The organism is Streptomyces yongxingensis, from assembly GCF_055597465.1.
Genome location: NZ_CM145717.1, coordinates 7,063,549 through 7,084,670, shown reverse-complemented (window position 1 = coordinate 7,084,670; position 21,122 = coordinate 7,063,549). Strand labels below are relative to the sequence as shown.

Below are 21,122 nucleotides of genomic sequence, written 5' to 3'. Positions count from 1 at the left end.
CGCCGTCCCCGCGGTGCTGAGGTGAGTCGATGAGCTCTTGTGGAGCAGGTCAGGAGAGCCCGAGCTCGTCGTCGAGGAGATCGAAGATCTCGTCTGCCGTCGCGGACTGGATTTCACGGTCTTCTGCGGTGCTGTCCGTAGCACTTTGCGTTTCATTCCACTTCGACAGGAGGTCGCGCAGGCGGGTGGTGATGCCGGGGCGCTCGATGTCGTCCGGGGCGATCGTGGCGAGGATCGCCTCGAGCTTGTCGAGCTCCGCGTGTACGGGCTGGTGTCCGGCCGCGCCGTCCAAGCCCAGCTCCTCGCGCAGATACCCGGCGAGCGCGGTGGGCGTCGGGTAGTCGAAGATCAGCGTGACCGGCAGGCGCAGCCCGGCGGCGGCGCCCAGTCGGTTGCGCAGATCCACGGCGGTGAGCGAGTCGAAGCCCAGGTCGAGGAAGCCGCGGCCGGCGTCCACGTCGTCCGGGGTGGCGTGGCCGAGGACGGCTGCCACATGGCCGCGGACGACCTCCAGCAGCTCACGGTCGCGTTCGGTCTCCGAGAGCCCGGAGAGCCGTGCCGCGAGCGAGCCCGCGCCGGAGTCGGCCAGGGCCCCGCCACCGGCCGCGCCGGTGGCCCCGGTGTCGGCGGAGCGCCGTACGGGGGTGCGGACCAGGCCGCGCAGCAGCGGCGGCAGCAGCCCCGCGGCGGCCTGGCCGCGCAGCGCGCCCGTGTCGACGCGGATCGGTACCAGCACGGGCTCGGGCAGGGTGGCCGCCACGTCGAACAGCGCCAGGCCCTCGTCCTGTCCGAGCGCCGCGAAGCCACCGCGCGAGATGCGGGTGACATCGGAGGTGTCGAGGCTTCCGGCCATGCCGTCGGCCGCCGCCCACAGGCCCCAGGCGAGCGAGCTCGCGGGCAGGCCCTGGGCGTGGCGGTGCTGGGCGAGCGCGTCCAGGAAGGTGTTGGCCGCGGCGTAGTTGCCCTGGCCCGAGCTGCCGAAGGCACCGGCGGCCGAGGAGAAGAGCACGAACGCGGCCAGGTCGAGGTCGCGGGTGAGCTCGTGGAGGTTCCACGCCGCGTCCACCTTGGGGCGCAGCACGGTGTCGATCCGCTCACCGGTCAGCGAGCTGATCACCCCGTCGTCCAGGACGCCCGCGGTGTGCACCACGGCGGTCAGCGGGTGCTCCGCCGGGATGGCCGAGAGGGTGGCGGCCAGGGCGTCCCGGTCGGCGGTGTCACAGGCCGCCCAGGTGACCTCGGCGCCCAACGCGCCCAGCTCGGCGGCGAGTTCGGCCGCGCCCGGGGCCTCGCCACCGCGGCGGCTGACCAGCAGCAGATGCCGTACGCCACGTTCCGCCACCAGGTGGCGGGCGAAGAGTCCGCCGAGGGCACCGGTGGCGCCGCTCAGCAGCACGGTGCCCTCCGGGTCGCCGAGTCCGGTCGGCTCGGGGGTGTCCGCCAGGGCCGGGACCCGGGCGAGCCGGTAGGCGTGGCCGGTGCCGGAGCGCAGGGCGAGCTGCGGTTCGTCGGTGGCGAGCACCGACGGCAGGGCCCGCTGGGAGGCGTCGGTGCCGTCGGTGTCCACCAGGACGAAGCGGCCGGGGTTCTCCGACTGCGCGGACTTCACCAGGCCCCACGCGGTGGTGTGGGCCAGGTCGGCGACGTCCTCGCCGGGGACCGCCGCGACCGCGCCCCGGGTGACGAGGACGAGCCGGGTGTCGGCGAGCCGCTGGTCGTTCAGCCAGTTCTGGACCAGGTCCAGGGCGTCCCGGGCGGCGGTCCTCGCGGTGTCGGGCACGGACGCGATGCCGCCGGTGGCGGAGAGGGAAGCCGTACCGTCCGTGGCGGGCAGGAGCGCCGCGCGGTCCGTGGCGGGCAGGGACGCCGCGCCGTCGGTCGCGCGCAGAGGCGCCACGCTGCCGGTCCCGGTGAGAGGCGCCGCGCCGTCGGTCGCGGTGAGGGACGCCACGCCCGTGAGGGACGCCGCGCCCGTGAGCGGCGCCACGACCACGTCGGGGGCGGACGCGCCACCGTCGAGGGAGGCGGCGAGCGCCGCGAGGTCCGCGTGGTCGTCCAGCCGCTCGCCGCCGACGGTGAAGCCGGTGGCGGCGCCGAGGGTGACCCAGCGCTCGCCGAGCGGGATGCCGGTGGCGGACGCGGGCAGGGGCGCCCACTCGGGGCGGAACAGCGACTCGTGGTGCGCGGCGCGCGAGGCGTCGAGCTGCTCGGCCGCCAGCGGGCGCAGCACCAGGCCGTCGATGGTGGCCACGGCGGCGCCGGTGCCGTCGGCGAGGTGCAGCGACACCCCGTCGGCGCCGGGCCGCAGCCGTACGCGCAGCGATGCGGCGCCCCCGGCGTCCAGCCGTACGCCGGTCCAGGCGAACGGCAGCCGCGCCCCCTCGCTCTCCTCGCCCTCCGGGTCGAGGCCGAGGGTGTGCAGGGCGGCGTCCAGCAGCGCCGGGTGCACCCCGTACGCGGCGGCCTGCGGCTCAAAGCCCTGGGGCAGCCGGATCTCGGCGAACAGCTCCTCGCCGCGCCGCCAGGCGGCGTGCAGCCCCTGGAAGACCGGGCCGTAGCCGAGTCCGGCGGCGGCCGCGCCCGCGTAGAACTCCTCGGTCGCCAGGGCCGTCGCGTCGGCCGGGGGCCAGGCGCTCAGGTCCACCTGCTCGGCGGCGTCCTCGACCGGGGCACCCTGGGCGCTCGGGGCGAGGAAGCCGGTGGCGTGGCGGATCCACGGCTCGTCGGCGGGCACGTCCTCCCGGCGGGAGTGCAGGGTCAGCGGGCGCCGCCCGGTCTCGTCGGCCGCCGCGAGCTCCAGCCGCAGCTGGACGGCGCCCTGTTCGGGCAGGACCAGCGGGGCCTGAAGGGTCAGCTCCTCGACCGTGTCACAGCCCGCCTCGTGGCCGGCGCGCAGGGCGAGTTCCACGAAGGCGGTGCCGGGCAGCAGCACGGTGTCCATGACGGCGTGGTCGGCCAGCCAGGGGTGGGTGAGCAGCGACAGCCGTCCGGTGAACACGAAGCCACCGGTGTCGGGGAGTTCCACCGCCGCGCCCAGCAGCGGATGGTCGGCCGTGTCGAGGCCCGCGGAGATCACGTCCTCGACGGAGATGCCCACGTCGAGCCAGTAGCGCTGGCGCTGGAAGGCGTAGGTGGGCAGCTCCACGCGGCGGGCGCCGCGCCCGGCGTAGACCGCCGCCCAGTCCGGGGCCGCGCCGCGGACATGGACGTGGGCGAGGGCGGTGGCGAGCGCCTGGGCCTCGGGGCGGTCACCACGCAGGGTGGGAACGAACACCGCGTCGGCGTCCACACCGCCGTCGGTCCCGGTTCCGGTCCCGGCCCCAATTCCGGTCCCGGTCTCCGTCTCGGCGAGGCAGTCCTCGCCCATCGCGGAGAGCACCCCGTCCGGGCCGAGCTCCAGATACGTGGTCACGCCCTGCTCGCGCAGGGTGCGGACACCGTCGGCGAAGCGGACGGGCTCGCGGACGTGGCGCACCCAGAAGTCCGGCAGGCGGATCTCGTCGGCGGAGACCACGGTGCCGGTCAGGCAGGACACCAGCGGGATCTTCGGGGCGTTGAAGGTCAGGCCCTCGGCCAGCTTGCGGAAGTCCGCGAGCATCGGGTCCATGTGCGGCGAGTGGAAGGCGTGGCTGACGGTGAGCCGCTTGGTCTTGCGGCCCTTCGCCTCGAACGAGGCGGCGATCTCCGTCGCCGCGTCCTCGTCGCCCGCGATGACCACGGAGTTCGGGCCGTTGAGGGCGGCGATGCTCACGCGGTCGGTGAGCTGCGGCGCCACCTCGTCCTCGGACGCCTGAACGGCGATCATCGCGCCACCGGCGGGCAGTTCCTCCATCAGCCGGCCACGGGCGGCCACCAGCGCACACGCGTCGGCGAGCGAGAACACGCCCGCCACATGCGCGGCGGCCAGCTCGCCGATGGAGTGGCCGGACAGGTAGTCCGCCTTCAGACCCCACGCCTCGACCAGCCGGAACAGCGCCACCTCGACCGCGAACAGCGCGGGCTGGGTGACCCCGGTGCGGTCCAGGGTCCGGGCGTCCTCGCCGAACAGCACGGTCTTCAGCGGCTGTTCGAGGTGCGGGTCCAGCGCGTCGCACACCTCGTCCAGCGCCTCCGCGAAGCGCGGGAACGTCCGGTACAGCTCACGGCCCATGCCGAGCCGCTGGCTGCCCTGCCCGGTGAACAGGAACGCCACCTTGCCCTCGGTGGCCACCCCGCGCAGCGCCTGCGCCGGGTGCTCACCGCGCGCCAGCGCGTCCAGCGCCGCCAGCGCCTCGTCATGGCCCTCGGCCACCAGCGCGACGCGGTGTTCCAGCGCGGCGCGGGTCGTGGCGAGCGAGAAGCCCAGGTCGGTGAGGGAGGCCCGGGGTTCGGCGGCGATCCGCGACCGCAGCCGCCGCGCCTGGGCCCGCACACCGTCCTCGGTACGGGCCGACAGCAGCACGGGCACGTACGGCAGGGCCTCGGGCTCCGCCGCGGGCTCGCTCGGCTCCGGGGCGGGCGGCTGCTCGATGATGGCGTGGGCGTTGGTGCCGCTGATGCCGAACGAGGACACCGCGGCCCGGCGCGGACGGCCGGTCTCCGGCCACTCCCGCGCCTCGGTCAGCAGCGACACCGCGCCCGCCGACCAGTCCACGTGCGGCGACGGCTCGTCCACGTGCAGCGTCCGCGGCAGCAGGCCGTGCCGCATCGACAGCACCATCTTGATGACACCCGCGACACCGGAGGCGGCCTGCGTGTGCCCCAGGTTGGACTTCACCGAACCCAGCCACAGCGGCCGCTCCGCGTCCCGCTCCCGGCCGTAGGTGGCCAGCAGCGCCTGCGCCTCGATCGGGTCGCCCAGCGTGGTGCCGGTGCCGTGCGCCTCGACGACGTCCACCTCACCGGTGGTCAGGCGGGCGTTGGCGAGGGCCTGCCGGATGACGCGCTGCTGGGACGGGCCGTTGGGCGCCGTCAGACCGTTGGACGCGCCGTCCTGGTTGACGGCCGAGCCGCGCACGATCGCCAGCACCTCGTGGCCGTGTCGACGGGCGTCCGACAGCCGCTCCAGGAGCAGCATGCCCGCGCCCTCGCCCCAGCCGGTGCCGTCGGCGGCGGCCGCGAAGGACTTGCAGCGGCCGTCCCTGGCCAGTCCGCGCTGGCGGCTGAAGTCGATGAACGTACCCGGGGTGAACATCACCGTGACACCGCCGGCCAGCGCCAGCGAGCACTCGCCCTGGCGCAGCGCCTGCGCCGCCAGGTGCAGCGCCACCAGCGACGACGAACACGCCGTGTCGACCGTGACGGCCGGGCCCTCCAGACCGAAGGTGTACGCCACCCGGCCGGACACCACGCTGCTGGAGCTGCCGGTGCCGAGATAGCCCTCGACCTCGTTCGGGACGGCGTGCAGCCGGGACCCGTAGTCGTGGTACATGACGCCCGCGAACACACCGGTCCTGCTGCCGCGCACCGACAGCGGGTCGATCCCGGCGCGCTCGAACGCCTCCCAGGAGGTCTCCAGCAGCAGCCGCTGCTGCGGGTCCATGGCCAGCGCCTCACGCGGCGAGATGCCGAAGAACGCCGGGTCGAACTCGGCGGCGTCGTGCAGGAATCCGCCCTCGCGGGCGTAGGAGGTGCCCTGGGTCTCCGGATCCGGGTCGTAGAGCGCCTCGAGGTCCCAGCCGCGGTTGTCGGGGAAGCGGGAGATGCCGTCCTCGCCCGCGGCGAGCAGTTGCCACAGCTCCTCGGGGGTGGTGACCCCGCCGGGGTAGCGGCAGCTCATCGCGACGATGGCGATGGGCTCGTCGTCGGTGGCGGCCACGACCGGCACCGGCGTGTGCACCTCCGCCGACTCCTCGCCCACCAGCTCGGTCCGCAGATGGCGGGCCAGGACCTGCGGGTCCGGGTAGTCGAAGATGAGCGTGGCGGGCAACCGCAGCCCGGTGACCGAGTTGAGCTGGTTGCGCAGCTCGACAGCGGTCAGCGAGTCGAAGCCCAGCTCCTTGAACGCCCGGCCCGAACCGATGGTCTCCGCACCCGCGTAGCCGAGCACGGTGGCCACCTGCGCCCGGACCAGGTCCAGCAGCAGCCGCTCCTGCTCGGGCTCGGACAGCCCGGCCAGCCGCCCGGCGAGACCGGTCTCGCCGCCCGCCGCGACCGCGTCCACCGCGCGCCGCGCCGGAATCCGCACCAGACCGCGGAACAGGGGCGAGACCGCCCCACTGGCGGCCTGGGTGCGCAGGGCGGCGAGGTCCACCCGCATCGGCACCAGCGACGCCTGGGAGACGGTCAGCGCGGTGTCGAGCAGCGCGAGGCCCTCGGCCACCGGCAGCGGCGGCAGTCCGGCGCGCCGCATCCGGGCGATGTCGGCCTCGTCCAGGGTGCTGCCCATACCGGCCCCGGCCCACAGGCCCCACGCGAGCGCGGTGGCGGGCAGGCCCTGGGCGGCACGGTGGCGGGCGAGGGCGTCCAGGAAGGCGTTGGCGGCGGCGTAGTTGCCCTGGCCCGGGCCGCCGAACACACCCGAGGAGGACGAGAACAGCACGAAGGCGGTCAGGTCGAGGTCGCGGGTGAGCTCGTGGAGGTTCCAGGCCGCGTCCACCTTCGGGCGCAGGACGTGGTCGACGCGCTCGGAGGTGAGGGAACCGATCACACCGTCGTCCAGCACACCGGCGGTGTGCACGACGGCCGTCAGCGGATGCTCGGCGGGGACGGCGGCGAGGGCCGCGGCGAGCGCGTCCCGGTCCGCCACATCACACGCCGCCCACGCCACCTGGGCGCCCAACGCGACCAGCTCGGCGCTGAGTTCCTCCGCACCCGGTGCCTGGTCGCCGCGACGGCTCACCAGCAGCAGATGCCGTACGCCACGCTCGGCCACCAGATGCCGCGCCACCAGCCCGCCCAGCGAACCGGACGCGCCGGTCACCAGCACCGTGCCCTCGGCGTCGAGGTCCCGGGCGTCGTCGCCCTCCGGCTCCACGGCCACCCGCGCCAGCCGCGGCACGGACACCGCGCCCGCGCGGATCGCCAACTGCGGCTCGCCCGAGGCCAGGGCGGCGGGCAGCGCCCGCAGCGACTCGTCCGCGCCATCGGTGTCCACCAGCACGAAGCGGCCCGGGTTCTCCGACTGCGCCGAGCGCAGCAGACCCCAGACGGCCGCACCGGCCAGATCCGCCACCGGCTCATCCGTCCCGACGGCCACCGCGCCACGCGTCACCACGACCAGCGGGGCGTCCCCGAACCGCTCCTCCTCCAGCCACCGCTGGACGACGGAGAGCGCCGCGGCGGCGGCACGGTGCGCCGCACGGGCCACCTGCTCACCGACCTCGGCGGACGGCGACACGACGACGTACTCGGGCGCGGGCGCCGTGCCCGCGGCGACCGCCCCGGCCAGCGTCTCGATGTCCCCGTACGCCGTGGTCCCGAGCCCGAGCGGATCGGCGCCCAGCACCGCCCACCGGCCGTCGGCCGGCACATCGGCCCCGGCCGCGTCGGCGAGCCCGGCCGTGGTCGCCCACTCCAGACGGAACAGCGACTCGTGGTAGGCCGTGCGCGCGCTCCGCAACTGCTCGGCCGAGACCGGGCGCAGCCCGAGCGTCTCGACGGCCGCGACCGGCGCGCCGGTGGTGTCGGCGATCTCCAGCCGGACGCCGTCGGTGCCGGCGGGGGTCAGGTGTACCCGCAGCGCCGAGGCGCCGCTCGCGTACAGCGACACGCCGGTCCAGGCGAACGGCAGCCGTCCTTCGCCGCCCGTGTTGCCCAGGCCGCCCATCCCGATGGCGTGCAGGGCGGAGTCCAGCAGCGCCGGGTGCAGCCCGAACGCGGCGGCCTCCTCGGCCGTCTCCTCGTCCAGCGCCACCTCGGCGAACACTTCGCCGCCGCGCTGCCACGCCCTGCGCAGCCCCTGGAACGCGGGGCCGTAGGCGAAACCGATGTCCCGCAGACCCTCGTAGCGGCCGTCCAGCTCCACCTCGGTCGCGTCCGCCGGAGGCCATGCGCTCAGCTCGAACGACGCCTCCGGACGGCCGCCGGACGCCAGGACACCGGTGGCGTGCCGGGTCCACGGCTCCTCGGCGGGCAGGCTCTCCAACCGGGAGTGCAGCGACAGCGGACGGCGGCCCGTCCCGTCGGCCGCACCGACCGACAGCCGGAGCTGGACACCGCCCTGCGCGGGCAGCACCAGCGGCGCCTCGAGGGTCAGCTCCTCCAGGTAGTCGCAGCCGACCTGGTCCCCGGCGCGGATCGCCAGCTCCACGAACGCGGTGCCGGGCAGCAGCACGGTGTCCAGGATGGTGTGGTCCGCGAGCCACGGGTGCGTGGACAGCGCCAGCCGCCCGGTGAACAACATCCCGTCCGCGTCGGGCAGTTCGGCGCTGGCACCGAGCAGCGGATGCTCGGCCTCGCCCAGCCCGACCGCGGCCACGTCGCCGAGGAACAGCGACGAGACCTTCGGCCAGTAGCGCTGCCGCTGGAAGGCATAGGTGGGCAGCACGACCTGTGTGGCGCCGGTACGGGCGTAGTACGCCGCCCAGTCCACCGCCACGCCACGCACATGCGCCCGCGCGACGGCCGACAGCAGTGCCTCGGCCTCGGGGCGGTCCTTGCGCAGCACGGCGGCGAAGGCGGTGTCGGCCTCGGAGTCGGCCACGCAGTCCTGGGCCATGGCGGTGAGCACGCCGTCGGGGCCGAGCTCGAGATACGTGGTGACGCCCTGGGCCTCCAATGTCCGGACGCCATCGAGGAAGCGGACGGCCTCACGGACGTGACGCACCCAAAAGTCCGGGCTGGTGATCTCCTCGGCGGAGACCACGTTCCCGGTGAGGTTGGAGACGATCGGGATGCGCGGGGCCTCGTACGACAGCCCCTGCGCCACCTCGCGGAACGCCTCCAGCATCCCGTCCATGCGCGGCGAGTGGAAGGCGTGGCTGACGGTGAGCCGCTTGGTCTTCCGACCCTGCGCCTCGAAGGCCGCCGCGATCTCCAGAGCCGTGTCCTCATCACCCGCGATGACCACCGACGACGGCCCATTGAGCGCGGCGATCGAGACCCGCTCGGTCAGCAGCGGCAGCACCTCGTCCTCGGACGCCTGGACAGCGATCATCGCGCCACCGGCCGGAAGCTCCTGCATCAACCGCCCACGCGCCGCCACCAACTTCGCAGCATCCGCCAGCGACAACACACCCGCCACATGCGCGGCGGCCAACTCACCGATCGAATGCCCGGAGAGGAAGTCCGCCTTCAGACCCCACGCCTCGACCAGCCGGAACAGCGCCACCTCGACCGCGAACAGCGCGGGCTGAGTGAACCCCGTCTGGTCCAGCGCCTCAGCGTCCTCGCCGAACAGCACCTCCCGCAACGGCCGCTCCAGGTGCCCGTCCAGATGCGCGCACACCTCGTCCAGCGCCTCCGCGAAGGCCGGGTACCCGTCGTACAGCTCACGGCCCATGCCGAGCCGCTGGCTGCCCTGCCCGGTGAACAGGAACGCCACCCGGCCACCGGCCACCGCGCCCCGCACGAGCCCGGCCGCCGTGCGGCCCTCGGCGAGCGCCGCCAGGCCGGACAGCAGCCCGTCCCGGTCCTCGGCGACCAGCGCCGCGCGCTCCTCGAAGGCGGTACGGCGCGTGGCGAGCGTGAACGCCACGTCGGTGAGGTCCAGCTCGGGCCGCTCGTCGAGGTGGGCGCGCAGCCGTACGGCCTGGTCGCGCAGGCCCTCGGGGGACTTGGCGGAGAGCACCCAGGTGGCGGGGAGGCCGGATCGGGGCGCGGCGGCGGGCGCCGTGTCCTCGGTCTCGTCCGCGTACACCGGGGCCTGCTCGATGATGGTGTGCGCGTTGGTGCCGCTGATGCCGAACGAGGACACCGCGGCCCGGCGCGGACGGCCGGTCTCCGGCCACTCCCGCGCCTCGGTCAGCAGCGACACGGCGCCCGCCGACCAGTCCACGTGCGGGGTGGGCTCATCGACGTTGAGGGTCCGCGGCAGCAGTCCGTGCTGGATGGCCAGCACCATCTTCATCACACCGGCGACACCGGCGGCGGCCTGCGTATGGCCGAAGTTGGACTTGATGGACCCGAGCCACAGCGGCCGCTCGGCGTCCCGCTCCTGCCCGTACGTGGCCAGCAGCGCCTGTGCCTCGATCGGGTCGCCCAGCCTGGTGCCCGTGCCATGCGCCTCCACCGCGTCCACCTCGGACGCCGACAACCCCGCACCCGCCAGCGCCTGCCGGATCACCCGCTGCTGCGACGGACCGTTCGGCGCGGTGAGGCCGTTGCTGGCACCGTCCTGGTTGATCGCGCTGCCACGCACGACCGCCAGCACCTCATGCCCGTTGCGCCGGGCATCCGACAGCCGCTCCACGAGCAGCATGCCCACACCCTCGCCCCAACCCGTGCCATCCGCACCCGCCGCGAACGCCTTGATCCGCCCATCAGCAGCCAGCCCACGCTGACGACTGAAGTCCACGAACGACCCCGGCGTCGACATCACCGTCACACCACCGGCCAACGCCAACGAGCACTCACCCGCCCGCAACGCCTGAATCGCCCAGTGCAACGCCACCAACGACGACGAACACGCCGTATCCACCGTCACCGCCGGACCCTCAAGACCCAACGCATACGCCACCCGACCCGACATCACACTGGCCGCGTTACCCGTCCCCATGAAGCCTTCCGAGCCATCGGGGGCGGAGAGGATCACGGGCAGATAGTCCTGGCCGTTGGTGCCGGCGAACACGCCGACCTGCCGGCCGCGCAGCGTGGTCGGATCGATCCCGGCCCGCTCGAACGCCTCCCACGAGGTCTCCAGCAGCAACCGCTGCTGCGGGTCCATGGCCAGGGCCTCGCGCGGCGAGATGCCGAAGAAGACGGGGTCGAACTCGGCGGCGTCGGCGAGGAATCCGCCCTCGCGGACGTAAGTGGTGTGCTCGCCCGCGCCCTCCGGGTCGTACAGCGTCTCCAGGTCCCAGCCGCGGTCGGCGGGGAAGCCCGTCACCGCGTCCTGCCCGGACGCCAGGAGCCGCCACAGCTCCTCCGGCGACCGCACACCACCGGGGAAGCGGCAGCTCATGCCGACGATCGCGATGGGGTCGTCGTCCAGGGCCACGCCCACCGACGACGCACCGGTCACCGCCGGGCGCGAGCCGATGAGTTCGGCCTGGAGGTGGTCGGCGAGGGCGATCGGAGTGGGGTAGTCGAAGATGATGGTGGCGGGCAGCTTCAGCCCGGTGAGCGTGGACAGCAGGTTGCGGATCTCGACGGCGGTCAGCGAGTCGAAGCCGAGGTCGCGGAAGGCGCGGCTGGGCTCCACCGAGTCCGGCCCGGGGTGGCCGAGGACGACGGCCACCTGGGTGCGGACGAAGTCCAGGGCTATCTGGTCGCGTTCCTCGTCGGTCCCGGCGTCGGTCAGCCGCTGAGCCAGCGATGTGGGCTGTCCGGGGATGGCGGGGCCACCGGTGGCGGTGCGCGCCACCTCGATCGCGCGCTTCGCCTCGGAGAGGTCGGCGAGCAGCGGGTTCGGGCGGTGGCCGGAGAGGCCGGGCGCGAAGCGGTCCCATTCGATGTCGACGACGAGGGAGAAGGTCTCGTCGAGATCGAGCGCGGCCCCGAGCGCGGCGGTGGCCGGTTCGGGAGCGAGGGCGGGCAGCCCGGACTGCCGGAGCCGCTCGGACACCAGCTCGTCGGTGGCCATGCCGCCGTCGGCCCAGGCGCCCCAGGCCATCGAGGTGGCGGGCAGGCCCTCGGCGCGGCGCTGTTCGGCGAGCGCGTCGAGGTAGGCGTTGGCGGCCACGTAGTTGGCCTGTCCGGCGGCGCCGAAGGTGGCGGCCATGGAGGAGAAGAGCACGAAGGCGGACAGGTCGAGGCCGCGGGTGAGCTCGTGCAGATGGCGGGCGGAGTCGGCCTTGGCGCGCAGCACATCGGCCATGCGCCGCGGGGTCTGGGCGTCGAGCACCCCGTCGTCCAGCACTCCGGCGGCGTGGACGACCGTGGTCAGCGGGAGGTCCGCGGGGACGGTCGCCAGCAGCCCGGCGAGGGCGTCGCGGTCGGCCACGTCGCAGGCGGCGACGGTCACCTGGGCGCCGAGGGCGGTGAGTTCGTCCCGCAGCTCGGCGGCGCCGGGCGCGTCGGGGCCACGACGGCTGGTGAGCAGGATGTGCTGGGCGCCGTGGGCCACGAGCCAGCGGGCCACATGGCCGCCGAGGGCGCCGGTGCCGCCGGTGATCAGCGCGGTGCCGTGGGTGGTCCAGCCGTCGTCGGTGGTCTCGTGGTGCGGTGCGCGGGCCAGCCGGCGGACGTGGATGCCCTGCGGGCGGATGGCGAGGTGGTCCTCGCCGCTGATGCCCTCGGGCCCGGCGAGGATGTCGGCGAGCCGCCCGAGGGCGCGGTCGTCGGCGGTCTCGGGCAGGTCGATCAGACCGCCCCAGCGCTCGGGGTGTTCGAGGGCGGCGGTGCGGCCCAGGCCCCAGATCTGGGCCTGTTCGGGGCTGGTGAGCCGGTCGGAGCGGCCGACGGAGACCGCGCCGCGGGTGGCGGCCCACAGCGGGGCGTCGAGGTCGGCGTCGCCGAGGGCCTGGACGAGGGTGAGGGTGCCCGCGAGGCCGGCGGTGAGGGAGGGGTGCCGGTCGTGCGGGCGCTCGTCCAGGCCGAGCAGGGAGAGCACACCGTCGACGCGCGGGGCCTCGGCCGCCGGGTCCGGGTTCACGGCGGTGCGCATCCGCTCGGCGAGGGCGGCGCGGTCGGCGGTGGCGCCGTCGACGTCGATCCGGTGGACGGTGACGCCGCGTTCGGCCAGCAGCCGCAGCGGCTCCGCCACCCAGGGGTCGTCGGCGCGCCCCTCGGGGGTGACCACGAGCCAGGTGCCGGTGAGCGGCTTGTCCTGGGCCTGCGGCAGCGGCGTCCAGGTGACGCGGTAGCGCCAGCCGTCCACGGTGGTGTCCACGTGGCTCTGCCGGCGCCACGCGGACAGGACGGGCAGCACCTCGCTGAGGGGCTGGTCGCCGTCGAGGCCGAGGGTGTCGACCAGGGCGGCCAGGTCCTCGCTGTGCACGACCTCCCAGAACCGGGCGTCGGCCACGGCCGGTGCGGCGGCCTCGGCGGCGGCGGAGTCGGCGCCGTACGAGAAGGGGTTGGCGGGCCAGTAGCGCTGCCGCTGGAAGGCGTAGGTGGGCAGCTCGACGCGGCGGGCGCCGGTGCCCGCGTAGTACCTGGCCCAGTCCACGGGCAGGCCGCGGACGTGGGCCTGGGCGAGCGCGTTGCTCAGGGTGCGGGCCTCGGGGCGGCCGGAGCGCAGGGCGGGCAGGAAGGCGAACGTGCGGTTCCGGCCGCCGCTCACGCACTCCTGGGCCATGGCGGAGAGCACCCCGTCGGGGCCGAGTTCCAGGTACGTGGTCACGCCGTGGTCCTCAAGGCGGCGCACGCCGTCGAGGAAGCGGACGGCCTCACGGACGTGGCGGACCCAGAACTCGGGCGTGGAGATCTCGTCGGCGCCCACCAGGGTGCCGGTGAGGTTGGAGACGATCGGGATCTTCGGAGCCTCGTAGGTCAGCCGCTCGGCCACCTGACGGAAGTTCTCCAGCATCCCGTCCATGTGCGGGGAGTGGAAGGCGTGGCTGACGGTGAGCCGCTTGGTCTTGCGGCCCTTCGCCTCGAACGAGGCGGCGATCTCCACCGCCGCGTCCTCGTCACCGGCGATGACGACCGACGTGGGGCCGTTGATGGCGGCGATGGACACCCGCTCGGTCAGCAGCGGCGTCACCTCGTCCTCCGCCGCCTGCACCGCGATCATCGCGCCGCCGGTGGGGAGTTGCTGCATCAGTTGGCTGCGCGCGGCCACCAGGGCGCAGGCGTGGGTGAGCGAGAGCACCCCGGCGACATGGGCGGCGGTGAGCTCGCCGATGGAGTGGCCGGAGAGGAAGTCGGGCCGCAGCCCCCAGGATTCGACGAGCCGGAAGAGCGCCACCTCGACGGCGAACAGCGCGGGCTGGGTGTAGCCGGTCCGGTCGAGCGTGGCGGCGTCGTCGCCGAACAGCACGTCCTTCAGCGGCCGGTCGAGGAAGCGGTCGAGCTGGGCGCAGACCGCGTCCAGCGCCTCGGCGAACACCGGGTAGGCCGCGTACAGCTCACGGCCCATGCCGAGCCGCTGGCTGCCCTGGCCGGTGAAGAGGAACGCGACCTTGCCCTCGGCGGCGAGACCCTCGGTCACCTCGGGGTGGTGGCGGCCCTCGGCGACCGCGTCCAGGCCCGCGAGGAGCTCGTCGTGGTCGGCCGCGACGACCGCGGCGCGGCGGTCGAGGGCGGCGCGGGTGACGGCCTGGGAGTAGCCGATGTCGGCGAGGCGGTGGCCGGGGTGGGCGGCCAGATGGGTCCGCAGCCGCAGGGCCTGGGCGCGCAGCGCCTGCTCGTTCTTGCCGGACAGTACGACCGGGACGAGGGGCGGCTCGGCCCGCTCCGGGTCGTCGCCCTCGGCGTGTCCGACGGGGGCCGCGGGGGCCGGGGCCTCCTCGAGGATGGTGTGCACATTGGTGCCGCTCATGCCGAACGACGAGACGCCCGCGCGGCGCGGGGTGGCGCCCTCGGGGTCCTTGGGCCACTCGCGGGGGGCGGTGAGCAGTTCGACGTCCCCGGCCGTCCAGTCGACGTGCGGGGTGGGCTCGGTGAGGTGGAGGGTCTTTGGCAGCACACCGTGCCGCATCGCCATGACCATCTTGATGACGCCGCCGACGCCGGCGCCCGCCTGGGCGTGGCCGATGTTGGACTTGATGGAGCCGATGAGCAGCGGTTTGCCCTCGGGCCTGCCCTGGCCGTAGGTGGCCAGCAGCGCCTGCGCCTCGATCGGGTCGCCGAGGGCGGTGCCGGTGCCATGGGCCTCGACGGCGTCCACCTGGTCGGGGCTGAGCCGGGCGTTGGCCAGCGCCTGGAGGATGACGCGCTGCTGCGAGGGGCCGTTGGGCGAGGTGAGGCCGTTGCTGGCGCCGTCCTGGTTGACGGCGGAGCCGCGGACCACGGCGAGCACCGGGTGGCCCTTGCGCTGGGCGTCCGACAGCCGCTCGACGAGCAGCATGCCGACGCCCTCGCCCAGGCAGAAGCCGTCGGCCTCCGGGGCGAAGGGCTTGGAGCGGCCGTCCAGGGCCAGTCCGCGCATCTTGCTGTAGTCGACGAAGACGCCGGGCGCGCACATCAGGGTGGCGCCACCGGCGAGCGCGAGCGAGCATTCGCCGTTGCGCAGCGCCTGGACGGCGAGGTGGAGCGCCACCAGCGAGGAGGAGCAGGCGGTGTCGACGGTGACGGCCGGGCCCTCGAAACCGAAGGTGTAGGAAAGGCGGCCGGAGGCCACGCTCGCGGCGTTACCGGTGCCGAAGTAACCCTCGAAGTTCTCATGGGAACTGAGGATCGCGCCCAGGTAATCGTGATTGCTGGTGCCGACGAAGACGCCGATCTGCCGGCCGCGCACCGCGACCGGGTCGATTCCGGCGCGCTCGAACGCCTCCCAGGAGGTCTCCAGCAGCATCCGCTGCTGCGGGTCCATGCCGAGCGCTTCCCGGGGGCTGATGCCGAACAGGGAGGGGTCGAAATCGGCTATGCCGTCGACGAATCCGCCCTCGTGCACATAGCTGGTGCCGGGGTGGTCCGGGTCCGGGTGGTACATCGTGTCGACATTCCACCCGCGGTCCAGCGGGAACTCGCTGACCGCGTCGACGCCCTCGCTGACGATGCGCCACAGGTCCTCGGGCGATTGGACGCCCCCGGGATAACGGCAGCCGATCCCCACGATGGCGATGGGGTCGTGGTTCTTCGCCTCGGCCTCTTGCAGGCGGAGGCGAGTCTGGTGCAGATCCGCCGTTACCAGCTTGAGGTAGTCCCGCAGCGTCTCTTCATTCGCCATTTACGCAATCCAATTACGGCAGACGGCATCGGAAATGCTCCACAGATCCTCAACGGGAGCCGGTAACCAACAACCAAATCAGTCGACTTCTCGCTGAGAGGCTATGTGCGAACTAACCCTCACAACAACCCCTAGATGCCCCCTATGACCCCCTGGAGACCCAAGGAGCGATAGGGGGCAACCGGTATTTCACAACTCTATTGAAGGGTAGAGAAAATCCTGGCCGACATCGGATACGACGTCAATAGCGAAATTCTCGTCAAGCCCTTCCGAGGCCCTTGTTGATGAATGCGAAGAGCTCTTCGTCGCTGGCCGACTGGAGCTGTTCGGCGTCCATCGTGTCCTTCGCCGGGCGCTCCGGCGCCGCCGCGGCGGCGGGCTCGGGGGTGACCGCCGTACCGTCCGACTCGTTCCACTTCGCCAGCAGCGACTGGAGCCGCATGGTGATCCGGGCCCGGGTGATGTTGTCGGGCGCGGTGCCGGTGAGCGCGGACTCCAGCTTGTCGAGTTCCTCGAGCACCGCGGTGCCATCGGCCGCCTCGTCGGGCGCGATCCCGGCCCGCAGATAGGCGGCCACGGCGGCCGGGGTCGGGTGGTCGAAGATCAGGCTCGGCGGCAGCTTCAGCCCGCTCGCGGCGCCCAGCCGGTTGCGGAGCTCGACCGCGGTCAGCGAGTCGAAGCCCAACTCCTTGAAGGCCCGGCCGGCCTCGATGGCCTGGGCGCCGGAGTGGCCCAGCACGGCGGCCACCGCGCTGCGCACCAGATCCAGCAGCACCCGCTCCCGCTCGGTCTCCGGCAGACCGGCGAGCTGACCGGCCAGGGCGGCACCGGCGGCGCCCGCGTCGTCGGTCTCGGCCGCGGCCATCTCCTCGACGACCTCACGGGCCTCGGGCAGGTCGTGCAGCAGCGGACGCGGCCGGTCGGCGGTGAAGGCGAGGGTGAAGCGCCGCCAGTCCATGTCGATGACGGTCAGCGCGGTCTCGTCCCGGTCCAGCGCGTGCTGGAGCGTGGCGGTGGCGGGCTCCGGCGCCATCTCGTTGATGCCGTGGCGGCGCATCCGGTCGCCCACGGCGCCGTCCACCGTGGCGCCGTCGCCCCACGGGCCGAAGGTCAGCGTGGTGGCGGGCAGCCCGTCCGCGCGGCGCTGCTCGGCGAAGGCGTGCAGGAAGGCGTTGCCGGGCGCCTGGTTGCCCTGGCCGGGCGCGCCGAAGGTGGCGGAGAAGTGCGCGCACAGCACGAACGCGGTCAGATCCAGCTCCCGGGTGAGCTCGTGCAGATGGCGTGTGGCGTCCACCTTCAGCCGCAGCACCCGCTCGACCTGATCGGGGGTCAGCCCCTCGATCACCCCGTCGTCGATGACGGCGGCGGTGTGCACGACGGCCGTCAGCGGCTGGTCGGCCGGGATGGCCGCGAGGGTCTCGGCGAGCGCGGCGCGGTCGGTCACATCGCACGCGGCGAGGGTGACCTTGGCGCCGAGCCCGGTCAGCTCGGCCTCCAGCTCGACCGCCCCGGGGGCGTCCGGGCCCCGGCGGCTCGCCAGGACGAGATGGTCGGCGCCGTTGCGGGCCAGCCACCGGGCGACCTGTGCGCCGAGCCGTCCCGTACCGCCGGTGACCAGCGTGGTGCCGGTCGGCTTCCAGGCCCGTACGGGGGAGGTGTCGGCCAGCGGGGCGCGCACCAGGCGGGGCCCGAAGACGCCGGTGGCACGGATCGCGGCCTGGTCGTCGTCGCCGTCGGCGGCGAGGAGGCCCACCAGCCGGGTCAGGGCGCGCTCGTCGGGCGTGTCGGGCAGGTCGATCAGACCGCCCCAGCGCTCCAGGTGCTCCAGCGCGGCCACCCGGCCCAGGCCCCAGACGAGGGCCTGCTCGGGCGCGGCCGGGCGGTCCGTGCCGCCCACGGAGACGGCGCCGTGCGTGAGGCACCACAGCGGCGCGCCGATCCCCGCGTCGCCGAGGGCCTGGATCAGCGCGAGCTGGGCGGCCGTTCCGGCGGGCAGGGAGGCGTGCTCGGGGTGGGCGCCCTCGGCCGGGGCCAGCAGCGAGACCACCCCGGCGAACCCGGCGCCGTCGGCCTCGGCGAGCGCCGTGCGCAGCCGCCCGGCCAACTCCTCCCGGCCGTCGATGGCGGTGTCCACGGCGATCCGCGTCACGTCGGCGCCGCGTTCGGCGAGCACACCGGCCACGGCGTCGGTCCAGGTGTCCTCGGTGGCCTCGGTGTCCGGCGTGACGACGAGCCACGCGCCGGTCAGCCGCGCGGACCGCTCCTCGGCGAGCGGCTTCCACGTCACGCGGTAGCGCCAGCCGTCCACCGTGGACCGCTCACGGGCCTGCTTGCGCCACGACGCCAGGGCGGGCAGGACGGCGCTCATGGGCTGGTCGCCCTCGACCGTCAGCTCGGCGGCCAGCGTCTGCCAGTCCTCGGCCTCCACGGCGGCCCAGAACTTCGCCTCCACGGCGTCGTGCCCGCTCTCCCCGGCCGCCCGCGCGGGCGCGGCCTCGGGCCAGTAGCGCTGCTGCTGGAAGGCGTACGTGGGCAGCTCGACACGGCGGGCGCCGGTGCCGTCGAACACCGCGTCCCAGTCCACGGCCGCACCCCGCGACCACGCCTCGCCGACGGAGGCCCAGAAGCGGTCCAGGCCGCCCTCGTCACGGCGCAGCGACCCGATCGCGGCCGCGTCCACACCGGCGTCCTCGGCGGTCTCCTGCACACCCATCGTCAGCACCGGGTGGGCGCTGGACTCGATGAACACCCCGAAGCCCTCGTCCAGCAGACGGCGGACCGCGCCCTCCAGCTCAACCGTGCGCCGCAGGTTGGTGAACCAGTACTCGGCGTCCAGCTCCGGACCCTCGACCCACTCCCCCGTCACCGTCGACAGGAACGGCACCTGGGCGTTCTTCGGCTGTACGGGCGCCAGCAGCTCGAGCAGCTCCTCGCGCAACAGCTCGACCTGCGCCGAGTGCGAGGCGTAGTCCACCGGCACCCGCCGGGCCCGCACCTCATCGGCCTCACAGGACGCCAGCAGCTCCTCCAGCGCGGTCGGCTCGCCGGAGACGACCACCGACGACGGCCCGTTGACGGCCGCGATCGAGATCCGCTCCTCGCCCCAGGGCGCGATGCGCTCGCGCACGTCCGCCACCGGGAGGGCCACCGACACCATGCCGCCCTTGCCCGCCAGCACCCGGCCAATGGCCTGGCTGCGCAGCGCCACCACACGGGCCGCGTCCTTCAGCGACAGGGCTCCCGCCACGCACGCGGCGGCGATCTCGCCCTGCGAGTGGCCGATCACCGCGGCCGGGACGACGCCCAGTGAACGCCACAGCTCCGCGAGCGACACCATCACCGCGAACAGCACCGGCTGGACCACATCCACCCGGTCCAGCGACGGCGCGCCCTCCGCGCCGCGCAACACATCGACCAGCGACCAGTCGGTGAACTCCGCGAGCGCCGCCGCACACTCCTCGATGTGGGCCGCGAAGACGGGCGAGGCGTCCATCAGCCCCACGCCCATCCGCACCCACTGCGACCCCTGCCCGGGGAAGACGAACGCCGTCTGCCCGGCGACCACGGTGCCCCGCTCCACCCCGGCCGCCATACCGCCCTCGGCGAGTGCGGTCAGCCCGGCCATCAGTTCCTCGCGGTCCCGGCCCTGGACCACACCGCGGTGGTCCAGCGCGGCGCGGGTGGTGGCCAGCGACAGGCCGATGTCCACCGGGCGCAGCGCCGGTTCGTCGTGGAGCCGGTCCAGCAGCCGCCACGCCTGGGCGCGCAGCGCCGCCTCGCTCTTGCCGGAGAGCACCCACGGCAGCACACCCGGCTGCTTGGACACCAGCTCGACCGGGCCCGGCTCCTCGGCGGGGGCCTGCTCGACGATGGTGTGCGCGTTGGTGCCGCTGAAGCCGAAGGAGGAGATGCCCGCGCGGCGCGGACGGCCGGTCTCGGGCCACGGCGTGGCCGACCTGACCAGCGCGATCTTCCCCGAGGACCAGTCGATGTGCGGGGACGGCTCGGCGATGTGCAGCGACTCGGGGACCACCCCGTGCTGCATCGCCAGCACCATCTTCATCACCCCGGCGATGCCCGCGGCGCCCTGGGTGTGGCCGATGTTGGACTTCACCGAGCCGAGCAGCAGGGGCAGTTCCCCGGGCCGGTCCTGGCCGTAGGTGGCCAGCAGCGCCTGTGCCTCGATCGGGTCGCCCAGCGAGGTGCCCGTGCCGTGGGCCTCCACGACGTCCACATCGCCCGCGGACAGCCGCGCGTTGGCCAGCGCCTGCTGGATGACGCGCTGCTGGGAGGGGCCGTTGGGCGCGGTCAGACCGTTGGACGCGCCGTCCTGGTTGACGGCCGAGCCGCGCACCACGGCCAGCACCTTGTGGCCCAGGCGGCGGGCGTCCGAGAGCCGCTCGAGCAGCAGGACGCCCACGCCCTCGGCCGGGCCGAAGCCGTCGGCGTCCGCCGAGAACGCCTTGCAGCGGCCGTCCTCGGACAGCCCGCGCTGGCGGCTGAACTCGATGAACAGACCCGGCGTGGACATCACATGGACGCCGCCCGCCAGGGCGAGCGTGCACTCGCCCAGCCGCAGCGACTGGACGGCCAGGTGCAGCGCCACCAGCGACGCGGAGCAGGCCGTGTCCACCGTGACGGCCGGGCCCTCCAGGCCGAAGACGTAGGAGAGCCGGCCGGAGACGACGCTGCCGGCGTTGCCGGTGCCGAGGTGGCCGCCGAAGTCGTCCTCGGCGTCGAGCGCCACCGTCAGGTAGTCGGAGGCGTTCATGCCCGCGAAGACACCGGTCCGGCTGCCGCGCAGGGACGCCGGGTCGATCCCGGCCCGCTCGAACGCCTCCCACGACGTCTCCAGCAGCAGCCGCTGCTGCGGGTCCATCGCCATGGCCTCGCGCGGCGAGATCCCGAAGAACGCCGCGTCGAACCGGGTGGCGCCGTCCAGGAACCCACCCTCGCGGGTGTAGGTGGTGTCCGGGGTGTCCGGGTCGGAGTCGAACAGGTTCGCCAGGTCCCAGCCGCGGTCGGCCGGGAACTCCGTCTGCGCCTCACCGCCGGAGGCCATGAGCTGCCACAGCTCCTCGGGGGTGCTGACACCTCCGGGGAAGCGGCAGCTCATGCCCACGATGGCGATCGGCTCATGGGCCTGGTCGTCGGCCTCCTGGAGCCGCCGGTGGGCGGCGGTGAGGTCGGTGGTGACCTTCTTCAGATATTCGCGGAGCTTGGCTTCGTTCGCAGTCGCCATGGACGTTCACCTATTCGCAATGCTCTT

General features: G+C 74.0%; 1 protein-coding gene and 1 pseudogene. Both read right to left on the bottom strand.

The window, feature by feature from the left end; all coding sequences use genetic code 11:
• Positions 1–49 precede the first annotated feature (49 nt).
• Positions 50–15,853 (bottom strand): type I polyketide synthase, encoded by a 15,804-nt coding sequence (locus tag ACZ6TD_RS30335; protein WP_471343250.1) that lies wholly within the window; start codon positions 15,851–15,853, stop codon positions 50–52.
• A gap of 259 nt (positions 15,854–16,112) precedes the next feature.
• A pseudogene (locus tag ACZ6TD_RS30330) lies at positions 16,113–21,086 on the bottom strand (type I polyketide synthase); the annotation flags it as partial.
• Between the last annotated feature and the right edge of the window lie 36 nt (positions 21,087–21,122).

Coding starts and splice junctions, on each gene's coding strand:
- ACZ6TD_RS30335 (WP_471343250.1), bottom strand. CDS start 15,853: ATGGCGAATGAAGAGACGCTGCGGGACTACCTCAAGCTGGTAACGGCG.